This window comes from Mycolicibacterium aurum (assembly GCF_900637195.1).
GTDB classification, from domain to species: domain Bacteria; phylum Actinomycetota; class Actinomycetes; order Mycobacteriales; family Mycobacteriaceae; genus Mycobacterium; species Mycobacterium aurum.
On record NZ_LR134356.1, the window covers coordinates 5,658,938 to 5,682,401 of the forward strand.

19 protein-coding genes are annotated in these 23,464 nt (G+C 68.3%); 5 read left to right on the forward strand and 14 right to left on the reverse strand.

Annotated features, from left to right (window positions below):
- Positions 1-47 precede the first annotated feature (47 nt).
- The 10 genes from fadD32 to glf form a co-directional block, all read right to left on the reverse strand.
- On the reverse strand, positions 48-1,937 hold the full coding sequence (fadD32, locus tag EL337_RS26860) for a long-chain-fatty-acid--AMP ligase FadD32 (protein ID WP_048630684.1): 1,890 nt from the start codon (positions 1,935-1,937) through the stop codon (positions 48-50).
- 173 nt (positions 1,938-2,110) lie between these two features.
- A complete protein-coding gene (gene culp6, locus EL337_RS26865; RefSeq protein WP_048630685.1) occupies positions 2,111-3,121 on the reverse strand; it encodes a carboxylesterase Culp6 in 1,011 nt (336 codons plus the stop codon).
- Between the two features lie 18 nt (positions 3,122-3,139).
- Complete coding sequence (locus EL337_RS26870) at positions 3,140-3,628, reverse strand: DUF732 domain-containing protein (protein WP_232786705.1); 489 nt, start codon at positions 3,626-3,628, stop codon at positions 3,140-3,142.
- A 36-nt stretch (positions 3,629-3,664) separates the two neighbouring features.
- The gene (locus EL337_RS26875; protein WP_048630686.1) at positions 3,665-4,579 is read right to left on the reverse strand and encodes an alpha/beta hydrolase-fold protein; all 915 of its coding nucleotides are present in this window, start codon (positions 4,577-4,579) and stop codon (positions 3,665-3,667) included.
- A 154-nt stretch (positions 4,580-4,733) separates the two neighbouring features.
- The gene (locus EL337_RS26880; protein WP_048630687.1) at positions 4,734-5,789 is read right to left on the reverse strand and encodes an esterase family protein; all 1,056 of its coding nucleotides are present in this window, start codon (positions 5,787-5,789) and stop codon (positions 4,734-4,736) included.
- Between the two features lie 232 nt (positions 5,790-6,021).
- Positions 6,022-7,983: a terminal beta-(1->2)-arabinofuranosyltransferase gene (gene zomB / locus EL337_RS26885; RefSeq protein WP_083442951.1), complete on the reverse strand. Its 1,962-nt coding sequence runs from the start codon at positions 7,981-7,983 to the stop codon at positions 6,022-6,024.
- Between the two features lie 34 nt (positions 7,984-8,017).
- On the reverse strand, positions 8,018-8,950 hold the full coding sequence (locus tag EL337_RS26890) for a decaprenyl-phosphate phosphoribosyltransferase (RefSeq protein ID WP_048630689.1): 933 nt from the start codon (positions 8,948-8,950) through the stop codon (positions 8,018-8,020).
- On the reverse strand, positions 8,947-9,489 hold the full coding sequence (locus EL337_RS26895) for a phosphatase PAP2 family protein (RefSeq protein WP_048630690.1): 543 nt from the start codon (positions 9,487-9,489) through the stop codon (positions 8,947-8,949). Before EL337_RS26895 ends, EL337_RS26890 begins: the two co-directional genes overlap by 4 nt.
- A complete protein-coding gene (locus EL337_RS26900) occupies positions 9,482-11,440 on the reverse strand; it encodes a glycosyltransferase (protein WP_048630691.1) in 1,959 nt (652 codons plus the stop codon). Before EL337_RS26900 ends, EL337_RS26895 begins: the two co-directional genes overlap by 8 nt.
- Before the next feature lie 2 nt (positions 11,441-11,442).
- A complete protein-coding gene (gene glf / locus EL337_RS26905) occupies positions 11,443-12,681 on the reverse strand; it encodes a UDP-galactopyranose mutase (RefSeq protein ID WP_048630692.1) in 1,239 nt (412 codons plus the stop codon).
- Between the two features lie 168 nt (positions 12,682-12,849).
- On the opposite strand from glf, the gene EL337_RS26910 reads away from it, so the two are divergent.
- Positions 12,850-13,800: an exported repetitive protein Erp gene (locus EL337_RS26910; protein ID WP_048630693.1), complete on the forward strand. Its 951-nt coding sequence runs from the start codon at positions 12,850-12,852 to the stop codon at positions 13,798-13,800.
- Positions 13,801-13,941: 141 nt separating this feature from the next.
- Positions 13,942-15,558, forward strand: a complete 1,617-nt coding sequence (locus EL337_RS26915; RefSeq protein WP_048630694.1) for an N-acetylmuramoyl-L-alanine amidase — start codon at positions 13,942-13,944, stop codon at positions 15,556-15,558.
- Here the strand turns inward: EL337_RS26915 and EL337_RS26920 are convergent.
- The 4 genes from EL337_RS26920 to EL337_RS26935 form a co-directional block, all read right to left on the reverse strand.
- Positions 15,545-18,319: a helix-turn-helix transcriptional regulator gene (locus EL337_RS26920; protein ID WP_232786723.1), complete on the reverse strand. Its 2,775-nt coding sequence runs from the start codon at positions 18,317-18,319 to the stop codon at positions 15,545-15,547. The genes EL337_RS26915 and EL337_RS26920 overlap by 14 nt on opposite strands.
- A gap of 70 nt (positions 18,320-18,389) precedes the next feature.
- Positions 18,390-19,202, reverse strand: a complete 813-nt coding sequence (locus tag EL337_RS26925; protein ID WP_048630696.1) for a Cof-type HAD-IIB family hydrolase — start codon at positions 19,200-19,202, stop codon at positions 18,390-18,392.
- Positions 19,199-19,945, reverse strand: a complete 747-nt coding sequence (locus EL337_RS26930) for a lysophospholipid acyltransferase family protein (RefSeq protein ID WP_048630697.1) — start codon at positions 19,943-19,945, stop codon at positions 19,199-19,201. Before EL337_RS26930 ends, EL337_RS26925 begins: the two co-directional genes overlap by 4 nt.
- A gap of 5 nt (positions 19,946-19,950) precedes the next feature.
- Positions 19,951-20,748 carry a lysophospholipid acyltransferase family protein gene (locus EL337_RS26935; RefSeq protein ID WP_048630698.1) on the reverse strand — a complete coding sequence of 266 codons (798 nt, stop codon included), beginning with the start codon at positions 20,746-20,748 and terminating at the stop codon, positions 19,951-19,953.
- Positions 20,749-20,801: 53 nt separating this feature from the next.
- On the opposite strand from EL337_RS26935, the gene EL337_RS26940 reads away from it, so the two are divergent.
- The 3 genes from EL337_RS26940 to EL337_RS26950 are packed head-to-tail and all read left to right on the forward strand — an operon-like array spanning position 20,802 to position 23,460.
- A complete protein-coding gene (locus EL337_RS26940; protein WP_048630699.1) occupies positions 20,802-21,515 on the forward strand; it encodes an aminoglycoside 3'-phosphotransferase in 714 nt (237 codons plus the stop codon).
- Positions 21,516-21,553: 38 nt separating this feature from the next.
- Positions 21,554-23,116: a Rieske 2Fe-2S domain-containing protein gene (locus tag EL337_RS26945; RefSeq protein WP_048630700.1), complete on the forward strand. Its 1,563-nt coding sequence runs from the start codon at positions 21,554-21,556 to the stop codon at positions 23,114-23,116.
- Positions 23,113-23,460, forward strand: coding sequence for a hypothetical protein (locus EL337_RS26950; RefSeq protein WP_048630701.1), 348 nt, complete (start codon positions 23,113-23,115; stop codon positions 23,458-23,460). Before EL337_RS26945 ends, EL337_RS26950 begins: the two co-directional genes overlap by 4 nt.
- Positions 23,461-23,464: the final 4 nt, after the last annotated feature.

Sequence of the window (23,464 nt, forward strand, 5' to 3'; positions counted from 1 at the left end):
GGTGCCGCGGCGACCGCTCGGCCGCCGTCTGTTGCTGTGGTTGGGCGTCAGTCCGTCTCATCCGGGAACGCGTTGGCCACCTTGCCACTGCGCAGACTGCCGTCCAGATAGGCAGAACGGCAGGCGCGGCGGCCGATCTTGCCACTCGACGTCCTCGGGATCGCGCCGGCCGGGGTGAGGAGCACGTCGCGCACCGTCACACCGTGGCGCACCGCGATCGCGGCGCGGATGTCGTCGACGATCGGACCCATCTCCAGCTTGTGCGCGCCCGGCGCCCGCTCGCCGACGATGACCAGCTGCTCGGACGAGTCGTCGGGATCGCGCTTGAGGCCGGCGTGCGAGTCGGCGAAGACCTCGTCGGGGAGCTGGTTGGCCGGGACCGAGAACGCGGCGACGAATCCGGTCCGCAGCGCCTTGGTGGACTCCTGCGCGGAGTACTCCAGATCCTGCGGGTAGTGGTTACGCCCGTCGACGATCACGAGATCCTTGACGCGCCCGGTGATGTACAGCTCGCCCTCGTGGAAGGCGCCGTAGTCGCCCGTGCGCACCCACGTCGCGTCGTCGGTGGCGCCTTCGGCGTGTGACGGGTTGGTCCGCGACTTGAGGATGTTCTGGAAGGTCGCCACCGTCTCTTCGGGCTTGCCCCAGTAGCCGGTGCCCATGTTCTGGCCGCTGATCCAGATCTCGCCGATCTGACCGTCCGGAAGCTCGGTGGCCGACTCGGCGTCGACGATCACCGCCCACTCAGCGACACCGACGATGCCGGCGGACGCCTGGGCGACGGCCTTGTCGGAATCGGCGGGGACCTCGACGAAGCGGTGGTTGTTGAGCTGTTCCCGGTCGACGGAGATGATCTTCGGCGACTCGTTGAAATGCGTCGACGACACGAACAGCGTGGCCTCGGCCAGCCCGTAGGACGGCTTGATCGCCTGCGGCCGGAACCCGTACGGGCCGAACGCGTCGTTGAAGTTGCGGACGGTCGCCGCCGAGATCGGCTCGCTGCCGTTGAGGAGGGCCTTGACGTTCGACAGGTCCAGGGGCGGTTCGCCGTCTTTGGGCAGGCCGCGCACCGCGGCGTGATCGAAGGCGAAGTTGGGTGCCACCGAGATGACGCCGCCGGTGTCTTCCGGCTTGCGCGCCATCTCGCGGATCCAGCGGCCCGGCCTGCGGACGAAGGCGGCGGGCGTCATGAAGGAGATGTAGTGGCCGATCACGGTCGGCAGCAGCACGGTGATGAGGCCCATGTCGTGGAAGAACGGGAGCCATGTGACGCCGCGGTCGCCCTCTTCACCCTGCAGCGCCTCGATGACCTGCACGACGTTGGTGGCCAGGTTCAAGTGGGTGATCTGCACGCCGGTCGGGATACGCGTCGAGCCGGAGGTGTACTGCAGGTAGGCGATGGTGTCCTGCTGGACGTCGACCGGCTCCCAGGTGGCGCCCACCTCGTCGGGCACCGCGTCGACGGCGATGACGCGCGGACGCTGATTGGCCGGACGGGTGCGGAAGAACTTCCGCACGCCTTCGGCAGCCTCGGTGGTGGTCAGGATCGCGGTCGGGTTGCAGTCGTCGAGGACGGCGTGCAGCCGGCCGACGTGGCCCGGCTCGGACGGATCGAACAGCGGCACCGCGATGCGCCCGGAGTACAGCGCGCCGAAGAAGGCGATGAGATATTCGAGGTTCTGCGGGCACAGGATCGCGACGCGGTCACCGGGTTCGGTGACCTGCTGCAGCCGGGCGGCGACCGCCTTGTTGCGCGTGCCGAACACAGCCCAGCTCAGGTCCTTGACGACACCATCGCGCTCGGTGGAGAAGTCGACGAATCGGTAGGCGACCTTGTCCCCACGTACCCTCGCCCATCGCTCGACGTGCTTGACCAGGTTCCCGTTTTCCGGGAACTTGATCAATCCGTCCTTGATGAACGGGTTGTGGAAAGCCATCTCTCACTCCAATCAAGCGGGACCGATGTCCCGAAAAACCCGAAGATCGTACCGGGGTCGACGCCCCCACCCATCAGCCGCCGGCGACCACTCTTAGATTTTCCTTAATCTGACGCAATGTTAGGCGACCTCCGCGTCCGCAGCCAAATCTCCGGCGAAGATTCGGTCACAGGTCAGCCATGTTTTGGCTGCGGGGCGTTGTTGATGACGCCCTGCGCCCAGTTCAGTGTCCACCCCGTGGCGGGCAGACCGTCGAGATTCCAGAACTGCGGCGTGGCGTACATCGCATGCACCGGCTGACCCGCCCCTCCGGAGAGCACCTGCAGTGTCTTCGGCAGCTCGGTGATGTTGAACGCCGACTCCGGCGCGGCACAGATCAGGTCGCCCCGCGCGCAGATCTCGAAGGTCCGGTCGTTGAGCGCCCCGAAGCCCCCGGGACGGGGGCCGCTCATCGTCAGGCCGAGAGCCGACAGCGTCGGCACCTCGTGCAGCGTGATCTCGGCGCCCTGGCCGGGTGGATTCGGACCGACCTCCACGCCGACACCGGCCTGGCGGCGGCCGTCGGCGATCAGCGCCGCGCCGAGCACCAGGTCCTGGTCCACCGGTCCGCGGCCGTTGCCGATGTCGCTGGCCAGATCCCCGGCGATCACCGCGCCCTGCGAGAAGCCGACAAGCACGTAACTGGTCAGCGGGCACCGGTTGTTCATGTCCGTCATCGCCTTGACCGCGGCACGGGTGCCCTCGGCACGGCTGTCGTTGTACGACATCTGCCGATCGGCGGACAGCGGATTGTGGAACTGCGCCGTGTACGGGACGGTGAACACCTCGACCCGCTGGCCGTCGAACTGCCCGCGGATCGGGTTGGTGACGTTGAGCAGCAGCGCGGCCGGGAACTGCACCGGGTTGAACGGATCCAGCACCGGCGAGGACTCCCACGTTCCCGGGATCGAGATCAGCTGGACATCAGGGCAGCTGGCGTCCTGGAACTCGGGCCGCGGCTTCGACGGCGTCGACGGCACCCCGGTGGGCGGGATCGCCGACGGCGGCAACGCCGTCGGCGGCGAATCGGGCCGGCGTAGGACCACGATCACGATCGCCACGATGAGCACGACGACGACGCCCACCGCCCCGGCGGCGAACAACGCCAGAATTCGATGGCGTTTCCGCCGTGTGGTGTTGGCCATGAAAGTTGAGAGCTCCTGCTAGCAGAGTCGGTCGGTCGCGATCCGAATGTAGTCGGCGGTCGCGGAGTGGAGGTCATCTGCCGACGGTGTCTCGGCGCGGACCCCGTCACTGCCGTCGGCGTCACTGATGTCGTCGCGCACCAGCGGGACGACGAAGTCCCACACCGCCTCGTCGGTCTGCTGGGCGGCGCGCGCCTGACAGACGTACGAACCGATGCTCAACGCCGACAGATCGCTGGACGGCGCCACGCCGGCCTCGTGCAGCCCGTCGAGATACGACCGCTGCCGCGGAGTCACGTTCAGCGCGTTGGACTTGGAACTGGAGTTGCCGACGCCGGGCAGCGGGGCGGTGGACTGGGCGTGCGGCGGGGCGGTCTCGACCTCGGTGTCCATGCCGGCGATCATGTCGCCCCCGATGGAGCACCCGGTCAGCCAGGTCGCGGGCAGCGCTACCAGCGCGGAGATTCCCGCCACCCCTGCCTTCGTCGAGAGTGAGCCGTAGTGCACGACTCCAAGGTACCGGGCGGGCGCCGGGCTACCCCGTCAGCGGATCGTGGCGACGAGTTCGCCGGTCATCGCGGCCAGTTGTGCGCTCCAGGAACCCCAGTCGTGGTTGCCCGACGCCGGGAAGTCGAAATGCGCATTGCCGCCGCCGATCGAGCGGTAGTGCTGGTAGAAGCTGCGGTTGCTGCCCTGGGCCTGGTCGCAGTACCCGATCATCGCCGGCACGTCGGTGCAGGTGGTGGTTGCGGGGCTGTAGATCCACAACCGGGTGTTGTTGTTCACCAGCAGCTGCGAATGCACGTCGGGGTCGTGCCACTTCCAGCGGCCCAGCTGTGGCAGACCCCACATGTTGCGGGTGTCGACGCCGCCGAAGCGCGCGAGGCCGGCCGTGATGGCGCCGTTGGTGTAGGTGTTCGACGGGTTCAGAAAGCCCGACAGCGATCCCGCGAAGCGGTAGCGGTCGGGGTGGAAGGTGGCCATGGTCAGGGCCCCGGTGCCGCCCTGGGCGGCACCGACGATGCCGTGACCGCCGGGGGCCAGGCCCTTGTTCGCGGCCAGCCAGTTGGGCAGCTCGTCGGCCAGGAACGTCTCCCACTGCCTGCCGCCGTCCTGCTCCCAGTTGGTGTACAGGCTCCAGGCGCCGCCTGCCGGCGCGACGGCGGAGATGCCGAGGCCGGACAGCGTGTTCATGGCGTTGCCCGCGGTCACCCAGTTGCTCACGTCGGGGGCGGCGTTGAAGGCGTCGAGCAGGACCACGGCGTGCGGTCCGCCGCCCTGGAACGCGACGGGGATGCTGCGGCCCATGGCCGCCGACGGCACCATCAGCATCTCGACACCCTGCGCACGGGCGGTGGGGGCGTCCGGGGTGAAGGGCGTGGCGCCTGCGGCGAACAGGGTTGCTGCCAGCGTGGCGGCCGCGGCCAGCCGTGTGACCGCTCGGATCATCCCGCGCATGCGGCACCTCTTCCGTCAGATTCCGTCCGGGACGTGCTGTCCGGCCTGCCCGCAAGGTAGTGAATCACATCACCGCGACGGGCCGGGGCCTAAACGATCGACGGCGGTGACCTCCCGAGGGAGCGTCACCGCCGTCAATATCGAGTCGTTCGGACTAGCCGCCCGAGACCGCAGCCTCGACCGGAGCAGCCGGAGCCGACGGCTGCGGCACTGCGCCGAGCACCCGCTGGATGTCGGGCTTCATCTGCTGCAGCTGCTGACCCCAGTACGGCCAGTCGTGAGTGCCACCAGCCGGGAAGTTGAACACGCCGTTGCGACCACCGGCGGCGATGTACTCCTCCTGGAACGTCTTGTTGGTGCGCAGCGTGAGGCCCTCCAGGAACTTCGCCGGCAGGTTGTCGCCCGCGATGTTGCCGTTCACCTCTGCCGGCTTGCCGTTGCCGCAGAACACCCAGATGCGGGTGCCGTTGGCCACCAGCTTGCCGATGTTGACCATCGGGTCGTTGCGCTTCCACGCGCTGTTCGGGTCCTCGGTGCGGCCCCACATGTCGTTGGCGTCGTAGCCGCCCGCGTCACCCATCGAGATGTTGACCAGGGCGGGCCACCAGCCTTCGGACAGGTTCAGGAAGCCCGACATCGAACCGGCGTACTGGAACTGCTGCGGGTGGTAGATCGCCAGCGTCAGCGCGGCCGAACCTGCCATCGACAGACCGACGGCCGCGTTGCGGTTGGGATTCACACCCTTGTTGGCCGCGAGGTAGGCGGGCAGCTCCTGGGTGAGGAAGGTCTCCCACTTGTAGGTGCTGCAGCCCGCCTTGCCGCACGCCGGGCTGTACCAGTCGCTGTAGAAGCTGGACTGGCCGCCGACCGGCATCACCACGGCGAGGCCGGAGTCCACATACCACTCGAACGCCGGGGTGTTGATGTCCCAGCCGTTGAAGTCTTCCTGTGCGCGCAGACCGTCGAGCAGGTAGACGCCCGGAGCGTTCGGACCGCCACTCTGGAACTGCACCTTGATGTCGCGACCCATCCCGGCGGACGGCACCATCAGGTACTCCACCGGAAGACCGGGACGCGAGAACGCCGCTGCGGTCGGCGCACCGCCGACCGTGCTGATCAGGGCCGGTAGCAAGGTCGCCGCGAGCGCAGCCACCGTGAGCCGACGCCGCGCGCCCTTGGCTGCCCCGCGCAGCCTCCCAACGAGCTTCATGCGTGTGTGTTTCCCATCTGTCGTTAAACGGCAGCAGGCCGTCCGCTCCATCAGAGCAGCCCCCGGACCCGGCCTCGTTGTCCGTGTAGTCAACCACACCTTTGTGGTGATCTCTCATTTGTCGGACGGCACCAAGTGCCGTCCGCGGTCTTGTGTCATAAGGCTTATCTGCCCGACATGACTGCAACGTTACGAAAGCAGAAAACTCACCCCCGCAACAAATCGCCTGCGGTCAGGGGCCGGTCGGGGGCAGCCCCTGATACGGCGGATTCACCGGTTCCGGCACGGGAAGACCGCACCGTTCGAGCTCGTAGCGAGGCACCCGGTCGATCCGATAACGGGTGAAATCCGCAGCGTGCCTGAGGTTGGACAGGAACCTGCGCGGCCCCATCGGAGCGCGGATCGCGGTGAGCACTTCTTCGGTGTCGGGGCAGGTCAGCGCCACCTCGGCCTGCCGGATCCAGTCCTCGTCGAGGTAGGGCGGCAGGTACGGCGGCTCCTTGAAGAACGGACCTTCGGCGACCGCCCAATCCGGGAACAGGTTCTTGTCGTGGCCGATGCGGCCGTCCTCGATCCTCGCGGTGTGCGCCGCGAGCGGGTTGGCCAGACCGATCTGGTCGATCACCCGGACATCGAGCCCGACGTTCATGCCCAGCATCCCGAGGTTGGTGAAGAAGACGGTGTGCGGCCCGATGTAGTCGGCCGGCGCGTCCGGCGGCGGCGGGTAGGCGGGCACGACGTCCCACATGTCGTAGTTGCCTGCGGGCAGCAGCAGCGCCCCGTCCGGGGTGTTCTCGATGGCGGTCACCACCGCACGCATCCGCGGATAGTCGAGATAGTCGGCGGCAGTGAGCGGATGGGCGTGGCCCGTCGCCTGCGCGTAGAAGCGGCGTTCGTCGACGATGCCCGTGTAGGTGACGCGGGTCGCGTCGGCGCCCATGCCCGGCGAGTTGGCCGCCCACAGCGCCCACCCCACCACCGCGAGCCACAGCACGCCGGTGGCTCCCGCGTAGAGATAGCCTGCGCCACGGGCCATTCGGCGCCGGTCGGGCAACATCAACGGGATCACCGCCACGGGGGCGAGCAGACAGAACAACGGTGTCAGCAGCACGCGGCCGTGCATGAAGTCACCGCCTTGGCGGATCCAGTACGCCGCTTGCAGCACTCCGCTGAGGAGCATGAAAGCCACTACCGCCGAAGGACTCTGGACCATGCGGGCCAGCCGGCCCGATCCCGCGGGGGCCTTGCGGTTGACCCGGGCGGGCCGCCCGCACAGCAGCATCACCATGATCGCGAGCCCGATCAGCAACACCGCAGGGGCCCAGAGCAGGTAGGGCTGGTTGAAGTTGGCGAGGTAGGTGAAACCCTGCTCCCACTTGGCCCCCGAGGCATCCTTGGCCAGGGCCGTGCCCGGGAAGAGCAGTCCGTAATAGCCCATCCGGAAAATCTGGTAGGCCACCGGGATCAGGCCGCCTGCGGCGACGATCAGCGCGCGCCTGCGCCATCCCTTCACCGCGGTCAGCATCATCACCAGCGCGAGCCCACCGATGAGCGCCAGCTCGGGCCGCACCAGGACGCTGAGCCCGGCGAGCACCGCGAGCGTGTAGTCGAACGCCCGCGACGTCGGCTGTCCCCGGAGCGCCTGGCCCCAGGCCACCATCATCCACCACAGCAGCCCGAGATAGGCCAGCACCAAACCGTTTTCGAGCCCAGAGGTGGCGAAGTCGCGGGCCGGTGGGACCGCGATGTAGACGAGCGCACCGGCGGGCAGCAGCAGCGCCTGCCGTCCCATCAGGGTGGGCGCGTACAGCCGGGCGGTCCCCACCATCACCAGGACGACCCCGACAACGCTCAGCACCAGCGCAAAGGTCAGTGCCACGTACTCCAGCCGGGCCCCGCCTGCGACGAGGCCGCCGAGGTACATCAGGTAGGACCACACCGTGGAGGTGTTGGCCTCGACCCGCTCACCGGCATTGAAGACAGGGCCGTTGCCTGCCAACAGGTTCCGGACAGTACGCAATACGATCAAGCCGTCGTCGGCGATCCAGCGACGCTGCCAGGCGCCCCAGCCGAACAGGACGGCCACCACCGCCACGCTCACCCACAGGCTCACCCGCGCGGAGACGCCGTAGGGGAAGGCAGGCCCCCGGGTCAGCCGGCCCGCGGCGGCCGCCGTCCATGGGCGACCCGCCACCGTCGCCGGTGGGCGGCTCGCCGCCACGAGGGTGTCAGCCGAGGAAGACTGCGGCACCGATGGTCCCGATCCACGCCAGCAGAAGCAGCTGCAGCACTCGGTCCTTGAGCGCGATCTCCTCCGGTTCGCCGGCCATTCCGCCGTCGACGTCGACGGCGTACCGCAGGATCGCGATGGTGATCGGAACGATCGTCACCGCGTACCACGACGCACTGGAGCCATCGCGTTCGAACGCCCACAGGCTGTAGCAGACCACCATCGCGGTGGCCGCCACCGTCCACACGAAACGGAGATAGGACGCCGTATAGCTTTCCAGCGACTTGCGGATCTTGGCGCCGGTGCGCTCGGCGAGTTGCAGTTCGGCGTACCGCTTTCCGGCCACCATGAACAACGAGCCGAAGGTCATCACCAGCAGGAACCACTGGGACAGCGGGATACTGGCCGCGGCCGCACCCGCGATCGCACGGATCAGGTAGGCCGACGAGACGATGCAGATGTCCAGCACGGCCTGGTGCTTGAGCCCGAAACAGTAGGCCATCTGCATCGCGATGTAGACGGCGATCACCACGGCCAGGTTGACCGATGCCAGCAGCGAGATCGCGAGCGCCGCGACACCCAGAACAACGGCGAGGGTATAGGCCAGCCACTGCGGCACCACGCCCGCCGCGATCGGACGGAACCGCTTGGTCGGGTGCGCACGATCGGCCTCGACGTCGCGGGAATCGTTGACGAGGTACACGCAGGACGCGGCCAGGCTGAACGCGACGAACGCGATCAGGACCTTGACCAGGACTTCGCGATAGTCGTAGAGGAAGCGGTCGTCCCCGAGCGCGGCCACCGGCGCGGTGAACACCAGGATGTTCTTGACCCACTGGCGCGGGCGCATCGCCTTGATGATCCCGGCGACGAGGTTCTTGGGCGGGCCCGGGGCCGAGCCGGTGCCCTGCTTGATCTCGGATGTGCTCATGCGGTTCGCACCCCTTCACGCCTGTCGGCGAGTGTGTCCCCCAGCCTGCCGACTGCTTCCCCCACGGCAGCTCCGACCACGATCCCGGTGAGCACGTCCGTCGGATAGTGCACGCCGAGCACCAAGCGCGACAATGCCATCGGCGGCACCAGCAGCGCGGGCAACGGCAGACCCGTGGGCCGTGCCAGCAGCACCGCCGCCGCCGTCGTCGACGTCGCATGCGCAGACGGGAAACTCAACCGGCTCGGGGTGCCCACGTTGACTGCGATGTCGGGGTGATCCGGCCGCGTGCGGCGGACGACGCGCTTGATCACCACGGCGGCGGCATGGGCGAGGAACGCGCCCGCGCCCGCGGCGACGTAGTCGCGGCGCCGGCGCGGAGACAACAGGGCGCCCAGCGCGGCGAGCGCGAGCCAGCCGAGGCTGTGCTCCCCGAAGTGCGAAAGGCCGCGGGCGACGGGGAGCACACCGGGCCGCCCGGCAACCGCCGACTGCACAGCCACCAGCACGGCGTCCTCGCCGCGTGGGGCCTCAGCCATGTCCTTGTCCCGAGCCCGGTTCCGAGCCGGAGGGCAACAACACGCTCTCCCACCTCTGTGTGCTCGTCATCGTCGGCAGCGCGGCGCGGTACACCTTGCGCATCCGGTTGAACTTGCGCGCCAGCAGCATCTGCCGCTTCACCGATTCGCGCAGGAGCTCGAACATCTTCTCCCGGTCGCGCTGCCGGTACACGACACCACGCCCGTCGGCAGTCGTCACGGTCACCCCGTCGACCCTGCTCAGCGAGAACCAGCGGGCATCCTGGGTGGCGACGTTGATCTGCGGCCGACGGTGGTGTTCGGGGTCGTGGGCCTTGAGCTGATGGACCACGCCACGGGCCAGACGCGTCGAGATCGCCACCGGATTGGTGGGGATGTTGACCTTCTTGCGCCACCGCTTGTCCGACGGCGGCGGCAACGTGGTGGCACCGGGCAGGACGACGGCGTCGGGGTACTCCTGGCGCAACTTTCGCACATCCGGCAGCGCCGACTCCAGGATCGTGAACAGGTTCTCGGGGCCGGCCAGGAAGTCGTCCATCGCCTTGTTCTGAATGGCGACGGTCGAATACTCAAGGCAGAGAAGATGTTTCAACGTCGCCTTCAGATGGCTCGCGAGCAGTCCGCGAACGTTGCCGTCCCAGTGCAGCGCCGCCACGACGAGGCGGTTACGCAGATGGAAGTACGCCTGCCAGTCGATGGCGTCGTCCTTGTCGCTCCACGCCATGTGCCAGATCGCGGCGCCGGGAAGCGTGACGGTGGGATAGCCGTGCTCGCCCGCGCGCAGCCCGTAGTCGGCGTCGTCCCATTTGATGAACAGCGGCAACGGCTGACCGAGCTCTTCGGCGACCTGGCGCGGGATCATGCACATCCACCAGCCGTTGTAGTCCACGTCGATGCGACGGTGCAGAAGCCGGCTGCGTTCGTGCTCTTCATCGCTGAGCGGGTACTTGGCGAAGTTGTGGTCGTACTCGGTGTTGACCGCGTTGGTCCACATGAAGTTCGTCGAGTCGACCATCTCGCCCATCACGTGCAGGTGCGAGGGCTCCTGCAGGTTGAGCATCTGGCCACCGACCAGGGTGGGCGTCTTGGCGAACCGGTTGAAGGCCAGCGCCCGCAGGATCGAGTCCGGTTCGACGCGGATGTCGTCGTCCATGAACAGGATCTGCTCACAGTCGGTGTTCTTCAGCGCTTCGTACATCACCCGGCTGTAGCCGCCGGATCCGCCGAGGTTGGGCTGGTTGTGAATGGTGAGCCGGTCGCCCAGCGCGGCCGCCGCGGCCTCGAAGCCAGGGTGGTCCTTGGCCTTCTGGGTGCCCTGATCGGAGACGATCACCGCGGTGATCACCTCGTCGACCAGCGGGTCCGAGGTCAGCGCGGCCAGCGCGTTGACCGCGTCCGACGGCCGGTTGAAGGTCGGGATGCCGATCGCGACGTGTGCACGTCCCGGTGCGGGGATCGGCGCGTACCAGCCCGCGTGGTGCAGTGTCGACTGCGCGTCGGTGGTGATGTCGAACCAGATCCAGCCGCCGTCCTCGAACGGGGTGAGCTCCACCTCGAATTCCAGCACCGCCGGAACGCCGTCCTCGGCGCTGGCGATCGGGGCCCCACCGACGGTGATGCGGGCTCCGGTGGCCTTGGACCGGTAGACGTCGACGCGGGCGCTGCCGGTGAGTTCGACGCGCAGCACGACCGATTCCAGGATCGACCAGCGACGCCAGTAACTGGCGGGGAACGCGTTGAAGTAGGTGGCGAAGGACACCTCGGACTCGGCGCCGATCTCCAGCGTGGTGCGGGTGGGCGCATGGGCCCTGCGGGCGTTGGTGTCCGATTCCTCTATATAGAGCTTGCGGACGTCGAGCGGCTCGCCGGGCCGCGGCAGGATGACGCGGGACAGGGGGCTGACCGCACGTGACGGTCCGGCATCCAGCGCGCCGGACGGGATGTCACTCATGCTCAACTGCTTTCTGTTTCGGGCTCGGCCAGCGGCACGCCGTCGCGCAGATGGGGCGCGAGGGTGTTGTCGTACATATTGAGCGCGCTGGCGATCGCCATGTGCATGTCCAGGTACTGGTAGGTGCCGAGGCGGCCGCCGAACAGTACCTTCGCCGACGCCGTCTCCGCCTTCGCCCGCGCCCGGTAGGAGGCGAGCACCGCACGGTCGGCATCGGTGTTGATCGGATAGTAGGGCTCGTCGTCGTTCTCGGCGAACCGCGAGTATTCGCGCATGATCACCGTCTTGTCCGTCGGATAGTCCCGCTCGGGGTGGAAGTGCCGGAACTCGTGGATGCGGGTGAAGGGCACGTCGGCGTCGTTGTAGTTCATCACGGGCGTGCCTTGGAAGTCCCCGCAGTCACTCAACACCTCGAGGTCGAAGTCCAGCGTGCGCCAGCCCAGGCGCCCCTCCGAGTAGTCGAAGTACCGGTCCAGCGGCCCGGTGTACACCACAGGAGCGTCCGGATTCTCCGCGCGCAGCTGGTCGCGGACGTCGAACCAGTCGGTGCTCAGCCGCACCTCGATGCGCTCGTCGGCGGCCATGTTCTCCAGCCACTTCGTGTAACCGTCGACCGGCAGGCCCTCGTAGGTGTCGTTGAAGTACCGATTGTCGAAGGTATAGCGCACCGGCAGACGGGTGATGTTGCTCGCGGGCAGAGTCTTCGGGTCGGTCTGCCACTGCTTGGCCGTGTAGTGCTTGACGAAGGCCTCGTAGAGCGGACGCCCGATCAGCGAGATCGCCTTCTCCTCGAGGTTCTGCGCGTCGGCCGTGTCGATCTCGCTGGACTGCTCCTTGATCAGCGCTCGCGCCTCGTCGGGGGTGAAGTAGCGGTTGAAGAACTGGCTCACCAGGCCGAGACCCATCGGGAACTGATAGGCCTGCCCGTTGTGCAGCGCGAAGACACGATGCTGGTAACCGGTGAACTCGGTGAACTGGCGCACGTAATCCCACACCCGCTGGTTACTGGTGTGGAAGAGGTGCGCGCCGTACTTGTGGATCTCGATGCCGGTCTGCGGCTCGGGCTCGGAGTACGCGTTCCCGCCGATGTGCGGACGACGGTCGACGACGAGGACGCGCTTGCCCAGTTGGGTCGCGGCCCGCTCCGCGATCGTGAGGCCGAAGAACCCGGAGCCGACCACGAAAAGATCGAATCCACCTGCGTGCGGGCGCGCTGCAACCCCGGGATCTTCAGAGTTCATCGGCAGCAAGGGTATCCGACCGAGGGGGTGGCACCCCCGTTGGCCGAGCCGGGCAGGTCGCGATTAGCTCACGATTCCATCTCGTCACTCTAGACACACGTGTCACATCAGTACCATCAGTCACGTACGTCAGTACTAGTCAGTGCTTTCCATATTGAGGAGACTTCCGTGCCGAACCGACGTCGCCGCCGGCTCTCGACAGCCATGAGCACAGTCGCCGCTCTGGCAGTCGCGAGTCCGGTTGCAGTTATCGCTGTTTCAGAATTGTCCGCGTCAGCCCAGGATCGTCCCCAGCATCGCGAGTTCGTCCAGGCCGCGACCATCACCGATCTTCCCGGTGAGCTGATCACCGCCCTGTCCCAGGGCCTCTCCCAGTTCGGCATCAACCTGCCGCCGCTGCCGACGGGCCTGCTGACCGGGACCCAGACGTCACCGACGACGCTCACCCCCGGACTCGGTTCCACGGGCCTGACCTCCCCCGGCCTGATGCCGGGGCTGACCGCGCCCTCGCTCACCGACCCCGGACTGGCCAATCCCGCCTTGACGAATCCGGGACTGACCAGCCCGACCGGTGCCACCCCGGGTCTGACCGTCCCCGGTGTGGCGACCCCGGGCCTGACCACGCCGAGTCTCACCGACCCGGCGCTGGCCTCGCCCGGCCTGACCACGCCGTCGCTCACCGACCCCGCCCTGACCACCCCCGGTCTCACCACTCCGGGGCTGACGACGCCGGCGGCGTTGACCGATTCCGGGCTGGGCTCGTTGCCGATCTCCACCTCGGGGCTGCCCGCCACGGGTGAGGTGCCCATCTCAGCGCCGGTCGGTCTCGACCCGGCACTGGGCAGCTACCCGATCCTCGGTGATCCGTCGCTGGCAGCCACCCAGCCCGTCGCCACGAGCAGCGGCGGTCTGCTCGGTGACCTGACCAGCGCTGCCAACAGCCTGGGTGCCGGCGAGGCGATCGACCTGCTCAAGGGCGTGCTGATGCCGGCGATCATGTCGGCGGTCAAGCCGCCGGTGGCTCCCGCCGCCCCCCTCGCCACGGCCGCGGGCGAGGTTCCCGCCGAGGTCGAAGCGGGGCTCGGCGCCGCCGAAGCCGCGATCGAACCGGGCGCGTAACCGGGTACGCCCCACGGTCCTGCCACCGAACGGCACCGCAGAAGCGTCAGCACGCTCTGCGGTGCCGTTGCAGGTGTTTTGGTCCCTCAAATGCCCGTGTCGTAACACTTGCACCATTGGGCTCATACGTAACATCAGTCCGTGCTGTATCAGCGGGCTGCACCGTCAATCCTGTTCACCGCGCTCGCGGCGACAGTGGTGCTTCTGCCGTGGGCGATCTCCGGTGTGCCCGACGGTGACGACACACCGGCCATGGCGGCCCCTCATCTCGTCCAGCAGCCGCTGACCGATCTCGGTGGCGGCGAGACCATCCGCGAACTGCATCAGGACACCCCGTTCTCGATGGTGGCGCTGACGTCCGACGACCTCACCGGCACCTCGGCGCGGGTCCGGGCCAAGCACGACGACGGCTCGTGGGGGCCGTGGTACGACGCCGAGAACCTCGATGGTGTGGGCGCCGACCTGCCCGGCCCCCGGGGCACGGATCCGGTGTTCGTGGGGCGGACCACCACGGTGCAGATCGCGGTCACGCGTCCCGTCGACGCGCCGGCAACGGCACCGGCGGCGCCCGCCCGAAAACCCGGCGGCCCCGAACTGGGCTATATCCCGGCGAACGTCGAGCAGCCGTTCAGCCAGAACATCACGGCGGTGTTGATCAGCCCGCCCGAGGCGCCACCGGATCTGGGGCCGCTGCCCAACGCGGCAACGCCCGCCGGTCAGCCGCCGCACATCATCAACCGCGCCGAATGGGGCGCCGACGAGGGGATGCGGTGCGGCGACCCGCGTTATGACACCAAGATTCGCGCGGGCGTGGTGCATCACACCGCGGGCAGCAACGAGTACACACCGGCGGATTCAGCCGGTATCGTCCGGTCGATCTACGAGTACCACACCCGGACACTGGGCTGGTGCGACATCGCCTACAACGCGATGGTCGACAAGTACGGCCAGGTGTTCGAGGGCCGCGCCGGGGGCATGACGCGCCCCGTCGAAGGGGCACACACAGGTGGCTTCAACCACAACACGTGGGGCGTGGCGATGCTCGGCAACTTCGAGACGGTGCCGCCGACGCCGATCCAGTTGCGCACCACCGCAAGGCTTCTGGGATGGGTACTGGGGCAGTCCGGTGTCGATCCGCTGGGCGCCGTCGTGCTGCCGTCCGAGGGCGGCTCGTTCACCAAGTTCCCGTTCGGCGCGTCGCCCACGTTGCCGACGATCTTCACCCACCGTGACGTCGGGATCACCGAGTGCCCCGGCAACGCCGCCTACGCGCTGATGGGCCAGATCCGTGACATCGCCGCCCGGTTCGACGATCCACCGGGACCCGAGCAGCTCGCCGAGACATTGCGCGGCGGAGCCATCTTCGCGAAATGGGAAGCCCTGGGCGGGATGAACAGCTATCTGGGCCGGCCGACGTCCCCGGAAGCGTCCGGGCAAGGGCCGACCCGCTACGTGACGTTCGAGCGGGGCGCCATGTACTGGTCACCGGAGAGCGGCGCCGAGCCCATCACCGGTGAGCTCTACCGAGCCTGGGGCGCCCTCGGATTCGAGCGCGGGGCGCTGGGGCTGCCGACGAGCGCCGAGATCGCCGAACCACTGTGGATCGTGCAGAATTTCCAGCACGGCACGCTGAACTTCGACCGGGAGAAGGGCACCGTCACCCGGGTAGTGGACGGCGTACCCGTCGATCTGCCGGCATCGACCGATCTCAATCCGGTTCAGCTGGAACGGTTCACCCCGCCGATCAATCCGGTCTAGACGTCTCGGTCTCCTCGACCGGCGCGAGCCGGTGACTCAGCTGCGCCCGAGACCGGATACCCAGCTTGCGGTACACGCGGGTCAGATTCGTCTCGACCGTCTTGACGCTGACGAACAACGCGTCGGCGACGTCACGGTTGCTCAGGCCTGAGGCCACCAGTTCGGCGACCTGCCGCTCGGAGTCAGTCAGCTCGGCGTTCTCGGCGCGGCCCCCGGCTGTGCTGCGGGCCAACTCGGTACGGGCCCGCTCCGCCCACAGCGGGGCACCGAGTTCGGAGAACCTGCGCAGCGCGTCGCGCACGGTCGTCGCCGCTGCGTCGCGGCGGCGCAGCCTGCGCTGTACGTCACCGAGTACCAGTTGGGTGCGCGCGCGTTCGAAAGGCATGGGCAGGCGGTCGTGGTGGGCCATTGCCTCCTCCGCCGCCGACAACGCACCGGCCAGATCGCCCCGGGCCACCAACAGCATTGCCCGACAGCGGCTTCCGACAGCCAGCAGCCATGGCCGGTCCAGGGCCGCACCATTGCGCTCGAAGGCGACGATCAACGGTTCGGCCTCGTCCAGCCGTCCCAGGGCGATCAACGACTCGGCCGCGTCGGGCATGAAACAGCACGACATCAGCTCGGTACCGGTGAACGGCCGGTACAGCTCGATGAGTGGCGCGGCGGCCTCGAGCGCCTGACGATAGTTGCCCAGTGACACCTCAAGGAATGCCAACGTCGCACTCGCCCAGACCGTGAGCGGCGGATAGCCTTCGCCCTGGGCCAGTGCGGCCCGGGCGTAGTCGCGGGCACGGGCCTCGTGTCCGCGGTAACCGGCCGCGGCGGCACCGATGCTCAGGGCGATCACCATCGAACCGCCCAGCTGCTCGGCGCGCTCCATCATGTCCGCGGCGTGGCCCTCGGCGTCGTCGTAGCGGCCGTGCCAGATCGCCACCAGGGTGCGGTAACCCAGCACCGCCATCACGTCGTGTTCGGCGCCCCGCTGATGGCACCGCTCGGCCACCTCGGCCAGCTGCGCATCGGCTTCGGCCAGCCGGCCGGTCATGCCGAGGATCAATCCGCGGGTTGCGCTGGCACGGAACGGGATCGGAGTGTTGTCGTCGCGATCCTCCAGGTCGACCGCGCGCTGCAGGGCCGCCTCGTCCAGCCCGTGGCCGGCTTGAAAGCTGACATGCACCCACATGGCCAGCGCCCGGCTGGTCAACGCGGGCATCCCGGCCCGCTCCGCCGTCTCGACCGCCGACCAGGCGATCCTCAGCTGCTCGTCGAACGTGCCTGCCATGCCGAGAGCGAACGCGAGCGAGATCAACGAGGACACCAGGATCGCGTCGTTGTCGGCGGCGTCGGCGCGGGCCTGCTCGAGAAGCCTGACGGCCGCCGCGTAGTCATCCTGGAAAATCCGCACGCCGGCAAGGAGATTCAATGCCAGTGCGCGCAGCACCCCCGGGCGCAGATCGTCGGTGACGGTCTCCAGCAACGCAGCCGCCCGCGGCATGTCGCCGGCGACATAGTGATGCTCGGCCGCCCGGATCCGGCGCGACACCTTGTCTCCGCCGAGGTGGATCGCGAGCTCGACGAGCTCCGCCGCCGCGGCAGGCGCGCCGCGACCCCGCGCCGACTCCGCGGCAGCGTCCAAGGTGGCCAGGGTGGCCTCGTCGGCCTCGGTGGCCGACAGTGCGAGGTGGCGGGCCCGCAACTCTGGCTGCGTGCTGATCTCCGCCAACCGCCGGTGGAGGTCCCGGCGCCGGCCCGGCTCGGCGTTGTCGTAGATGCCGCCGGCCAGCAGTGGATGTGTGAACCGGACGCGGTTGCCCTCGATGACCACGACGCCCTCGACCTCGGCGGCCTCCAGCAGGGCCGTGACCTGCGCGGCGGTCCTGTCCACGACCGCCGCGAGCAGGTCCACCGTCGGCACCGTCACCGACGCGGCGACCAGCAGCACGTCACGTACGTCGTCGGCAAGCCCGTCGACCCGCAGCCTGACCACCTCGGCCAGTGTGGCGGGCAGCTGGCGGCCTGGCGGACCGACGTCGACCACCCGCGCCAATTCCAGTGCGTAGAGCGGGTTTCCACCCGACACCTCGGCGATCCGCACGATCGCGGGCCGGGAGAAGCGCCTCCCGAGACGCGCAGACAGCATCGTGTGCAGCGCCCCCAGACTCATCGGGGCGACCCGCACGCGCGTCAGGGCCTCGGTACCCACGTGCAGCCAGGACGCGACGGGATCGTGGACGTGCACCCCCGACCGTTCGGTCACCAGCACTCCGACCGCGCCCCTGATCCGTCGGGCCACGAAGGCCACCACCGCGCGACTGGACGGATCCAGCCACTGCACGTCGTCGATTGCGATCAGGACCGGCGCCTGCGCGCTCATCGCCTGCACCGCGCCCAGCAATGCCGCCGCGGTCAGCCGTTCGTCGGTGGCCCGCCCCGCGGTGTGTTCGCGCACCAGCACCCGGTCGGCTGCCAGCCGTTGCATGTCGGGCAGGGCGGCGAGGATGCCGGGCGAGATGCCGGCGAAGAGATCGGCGACCGCAGCATGGGCGGGCCCGGACTCGACCTGCCCCGTGCGTGCCGTCAGCACTTGGAAACCGGCTCGTGCGGCTTGATCGGCCACCGCGGACCACAGCGTCGTCTTACCGATTCCGGGTTCGCCCTCGATGAGCAGACCCGACGGCCGGCGCCGGGCCGCGGCAAGAAACTCGTCGGCGGCCGCGGCCGGCCCCGCCGAGGCGTCGTGGTAACCCCCCACGGCCACCATCATGACAGGCGGCAAACTCAGGGTGTTTCCAGTGACGCCCTTTTTCTGCGGGGTCTCCGTGAACCTGAGTTCACAGCCACCATCTCTCCAGCACGAGGGCGACTCCGTCCTCGGCGTTGGTGGCCGTCACCTCGTCGGCCGCGGCGACCGCATCGGGATGCGCATTGCCCATCGCGACGCCGAGCCCGGCCCATGACAGCATCGGCACGTCGTTGGGCATGTCGCCGAAGGCCACGATGTCGGCAGCGGCGATGCCCTGCGGCCGGGCCAACTCGTCGATGCCGGTGGCCTTGCTGATGCCCAGCGGCACGATCTCGATCAGCCCGTTGTTGGTCGAGTAGGTGATGTCGCCCTCCAGGCCGATGTGCCTGGCGAGCTCGGTGGCCATGTCGGCCGACCGTGCACCGGATTTGCGGATCAGCAGCTTGACCGCGGGTGCGCTGAGCAGGTCCTCGACTGACACCTCGGTGTTGTCGGGGTTCAGCCACGCGTGCTCGTAGCCCGGTGAGCTGACGAACTGAGGGGTGGCCGCGTCGTGGGCGCTGCTGCCCACCCGCTCGACGGCCAGACCCGCGCCGGGGATCACCCGCGTCGCGATCTCGGCCAGCTGGGCCAGCGCATCGGTCGACAGGGTGCGCGCGGCGATGATCCGGTCTGCCGACGGGTCGTAGATCACCGCGCCGTTGGCGCAGACCGCCATCGGCGCGAACCCCAACTGGTCCACCACGGGCTTCACCCACCGCGGCGGCCGACCCGTGGCCAACACGAACTGCGCCCCGGCATCGACCACCGCGCGTACGACCGATCGTGTTCTGGGGCTGAGAATTTCGTCCTCGTTGAGGAGGGTGCCGTCGACATCGGTCGCGACCAGGGCCGGCTTCATGAGTCCTTTCTCCGCCTACGGGCCCGCTCGGCCAACTCTGCCTCTTCCAGTCCTCGGGCCTCCGCAGGCGTGGGCGCTGCGCCGCCCAGTCGGCGCGGCAGCCAGAACGCGCCCGCGGGCTGCTCGTAGTCGGCCTGCACCTCGTGCAGCAGATGCGTCATCTCGACGCGCAGCACGCCGTCGAGCTCAGCGGTTCCCCGATCGGGGGCGATCGGACGTCCCACGGCCACCGTGATCGGGAACTTGCGGCGCCCCAACGCTTTCGGATGGTCTTTCGTCCACAACCGGTGCGCCCCCCAGACGATCAGCGGCACGATCGGCACCTGCGCCTCCCCGGCCATCCGCACCGCACCAGTCTTGAACTCCTTCAGCTCGAAACTGCGGCTGATAGTGGCCTCCGGGTACACCCCGACGATCTCGCCCCGCCGAAGCGACTCCACCGCGGCAGCATAGGCGCCCGCACCGGCCGCCCGGTCCACCGGGATCGTTCCCGTGTGCCGGATCAGCCACGCCACGGTCGCGATGTCGTTCATCTCGGCCTTGATCATGAATCGCATGCGGCGCCCGCGGCGGGTGGCCGCCAGCGCGGCGGGCAGAAAGTCGACATAGCCGGTGTGATTGATGGCGATGACCGCACCTCCGGTGGCAGGCAGGTTCTCCACGCCGCGGAAGGTGATCCGGGTCCCGGTAGCCCTCACCGCCAGTTTCGCCGTCAACTCCAGCGCGCGGAAGACCGGTTCCATGCTGCCTACCCCGGCGCCTCGGCGGATCCGGTGTCGATTCCCGGCGTGTCGCGGCGGGCCGCCTTCGCCTCCGCTTTCCGGGCGGCCTCCTCGGCGTCCATCCGGTTGGCCTCCGCCAACGTCGGCGCGCCTCCCCCCATCCGGTGGGGAACCCAGAACTCGCCCGGCGGATGCGGACCGTACGCGTCCTGTACCTGCTCGAGCAGGTGCTGCATGCGGTGGTGCAGCAGCGCGGTCAGTTCGGGGGCGGGCAGCGTCGGCTCGATGGGCGTGCCGACGGCGATCGAGATCGGAACCTTGGGACGCCACATGGTTTTCGGGTGCCCCTTGGTCCAGATCCGCTGGGCCCCCCAGACGATGTGCGGCACGATCGGCACCCCGGCCGCTATCGCCATGCGTGCCGCACCGGACTTGAAGTCCTTGATCTCGAAGCTCCGGCTGATCGTCGCCTCGGGGTACACGCCCACGAACTCACCCTCGGCGAGCTTGCGGCACGCCTCGTCGAAGGACGCCGCGCCGTTGTTGCGGTCCACCTCGATATGGCGCAGGCTCCGCATGATGGGGCCGGTGATCTTGTTGTCGAAGACCTCTTTCTTCGCCATGAAGCGCACCTTGCGGCCGAGGTGCTGCTGGTAGGCCGGTAGCCCGGCGAACGTGAAGTCGAAGTAGCTGGTGTGGTTGATCGCGATCACCGCACCGCCGGTCTTGGGCAGATTCTCCACACCGGTCACGGTGAACTTCAGCCCCTGGGCGCGCCAGACCAGCCGGGCGAGCTGGATGACTGTGCCGTATACCGGTTCCACAGCAGCAAGCGTAGTTGCCGGACCGGCCCGGACGGGAGAGAGGGGACAGACCCGTGACTGCACCGCGCGGACCGCAGCCGGTTCCTCCGGTGGTCGACGATCTCGCCGGGGGCCGGCCGGTGACCGCGGTCTGGGTCAACGAACTCGGTGGGGTCACGTTCGCGATCGGCGCCGGGGCACCCGCCGAGTTCGTGAAGGTCTATCCGGACGACGTCGCGCACCTGCTGGCCCTGGAAGTGACCCGTCTTCGCTGGGCCCGGCCGTACACACCCGTCCCGATCGTGCTGGGTTCGGGGCCGGGCTGGATGCACACCGCCGCCGTTGCGGGACGTTCGGCGGTGGACCCGATCTGGTCTGACCGGCCTGCAACCGCCGCCACCGCCATCGGATCGGGGCTGCGGATGCTGCACGACGCGTTACCGGTGGCGGGCTGCCCGTTCGGGCGGCCGTCATGGGTGCGCGGCCCGGCTCCCGTTGCCGATCGGCTGGTGGTGTGCCACGGCGACGCATGCGCACCCAACACACTGATGGCCGACGACGGCAGCTGCAGCGGGCACGTCGATCTCGGTGACCTCGGCGTGGCCGACCGCTGGGCCGACCTGGCCATCGCGACGATGTCGCTGGACTGGAACTACCCGAGCGCCGCCGACGGCGGGCCCGACGACTGGGCGGCCACGCTGCTCGACGCGTACGGCGTGGCCCCGGACCGCGAGCGCATCGCCCACTATCGGGCGCTCTGGAACAACGACACCTCCGCGCCCGGCTAAGCTCATACCCGGGCAGTTCGTCGCGAGAGAGGGTATTTGTGCAGGTCACAAGTGTGGGGCACGCCGGTTTTCGCATCGACACCGCGGCCGGAAGCATTCTGTGCGACCCGTGGGTCAACCCGGCCTACTTCGCCTCGTGGTTCCCGTTCCCCGACAACAGCGCGCTGGATTGGGCAGACCTCGGCGACGTCGACTACCTCTACGTCTCCCACCTGCACAAGGACCACTTCGACCCGCAGAACCTGAGCGAGCACGTCAATAAGGACGCAGTGGTCCTGCTGCCGGACTTCCCGGTGCCCGACCTGCGCCGCGAGCTGGAGAAACTGGGCTTCCACACGTTCTTCGAGACCACCGACTCCGTCAAGCACACGGTGAGCGGACCCAAGGGCGATCTCGAGGTGATGATCGTCGCGCTGCGCGCCCCCGCGGACGGGCCGATCGGCGACTCCGGGCTGGTGGTGTCGGACGGCTCCACGACGGCGTTCAACATGAACGACGCCCGGCCGGTGGACCTGGACATGCTGCACGCCGACTTCGGCCAGATAGACGTCCACATGCTGCAGTACTCCGGTGCCATCTGGTACCCGATGGTCTACGACATGCCCGCACGCGCCAAGCAGGCCTTCGGCACCCAGAAACGGCAACGCCAGATGGACCGTTGCAGGCAGTACATCGCCCAGGTCGGTGCCACCTGGGTCATCCCGTCGGCGGGCCCACCCTGTTTCCTGGATTCCGCGCTGCGCGACCTCAACGACGACCACGGCGATCCGGCCAACATCTTTCCCGACCAGATCGTGTTCCTGGATCAGATGCGCTCGCACGGTCACGACGGTGGGCTGCTGATGATTCCCGGGTCCACCGCGGATTTCACCGGTTCCCAACTGAACTCGCTCACCCATCCGATTCCCGACGCCGACGTCGAGGCCATCTTCACGACCGGCAAGGCCGACTACATCGCCGCCTATGCCGAGCGGATGGCGCCGGTGCTGGCGGCCGAGAAGGCCCGCTGGGCCCCCGCGACGGGCGAGCCGCTGCTGGAGCCGCTGCGTGCGCTCTTCGAGCCCATCATGCTGGCCTCCGACCAGATCTGCGACGGCATCGGCTACCCCGTCGAACTACGCCTCGAGGCCGGTGACAGCCACGAGACCGTCGTACTCGACTTCCCGAAACGTGCTGTCCGCGAGGCGATTCCGGATGAGAAATTCCGCTACGGATTCGGCATCGCCGCGGAACTGGTGCGGACGGTGCTGCGCGATCAGGAGCCGGACTGGGTGAACACCATCTTCCTGTCGACGCGGTTCTCGGCCTGGCGGGTGGGCGGCTACAACGAGTACCTCTACACCTTCTTCAAATGCCTCACCGACGAGCGGATCGCCTACGCCGACGGCTGGTTCGCCGAGGCGCACGACGACACCGCGTCGATCACCCTGGAGGGCTGGGAGATCCAGCGTCGCTGTCCGCACCTGAAAGCTGATCTGTCCAAGTTCGGCGTGGTCGAAGGTACGACGCTGACGTGCAACCTCCATGGCTGGCAATGGAATCTCACCAACGGCCGCTGCCTGACCACCAAGGGTCACGAACTGCGCTCGACGAAGTTGTGACCGCCGTGGACACTGTCAGCCGGTTCTACGACGACGGCCTGATCCAATTGGATCGGGAGGCACTGACGTTGCGGCGCTACCACTTTCCCTCCGGCACCTCGAAGATCATCCCGCTGCGCGACATCCGCGGATACCGGGCCACACCGCTGGGCCTGTTCATGCAGCGGTTCCGGCTGTGGGGCAGTTCCGACTTTCGCCGCTGGCTGCCGCTGGACGTGCGCAGGCCGCTGAAGTCGACTCTTGTCACCCTGGATGTGGCTGGGGCACATCCGAATCCGGCGTGCACGCCGGTGCACCCCGAGCAGTTCCTGGAACTGCTCGACGAATTCCTCTCGAGTCGTTAGCGCC

Bases quoted from the DNA above. Each gene is read 5' to 3' on its own strand.
- fadD32 (WP_048630684.1), bottom strand. From the start codon at position 1,937: ATGGCTTTCCACAACCCGTTCATCAAGGACGGATTGATCAAGTTCCCG.
- culp6 (WP_048630685.1), bottom strand. From the start codon at position 3,121: ATGGCCAACACCACACGGCGGAAACGCCATCGAATTCTGGCGTTGTTC.
- EL337_RS26875 (WP_048630686.1), bottom strand. From the start codon at position 4,579: ATGCGCGGGATGATCCGAGCGGTCACACGGCTGGCCGCGGCCGCCACG.
- EL337_RS26880 (WP_048630687.1), bottom strand. From the start codon at position 5,789: ATGAAGCTCGTTGGGAGGCTGCGCGGGGCAGCCAAGGGCGCGCGGCGT.
- EL337_RS26890 (WP_048630689.1), bottom strand. From the start codon at position 8,950: ATGAGCACATCCGAGATCAAGCAGGGCACCGGCTCGGCCCCGGGCCCG.
- EL337_RS26895 (WP_048630690.1), bottom strand. From the start codon at position 9,489: ATGGCTGAGGCCCCACGCGGCGAGGACGCCGTGCTGGTGGCTGTGCAG.
- EL337_RS26900 (WP_048630691.1), bottom strand. From the start codon at position 11,440: ATGAGTGACATCCCGTCCGGCGCGCTGGATGCCGGACCGTCACGTGCG.
- glf (WP_048630692.1), bottom strand. From the start codon at position 12,681: ATGAACTCTGAAGATCCCGGGGTTGCAGCGCGCCCGCACGCAGGTGGA.
- EL337_RS26920 (WP_232786723.1), bottom strand. From the start codon at position 18,319: ATGGTGGCCGTGGGGGGTTACCACGACGCCTCGGCGGGGCCGGCCGCG.
- EL337_RS26925 (WP_048630696.1), bottom strand. From the start codon at position 19,202: ATGAAGCCGGCCCTGGTCGCGACCGATGTCGACGGCACCCTCCTCAAC.
- EL337_RS26930 (WP_048630697.1), bottom strand. From the start codon at position 19,945: ATGGAACCGGTCTTCCGCGCGCTGGAGTTGACGGCGAAACTGGCGGTG.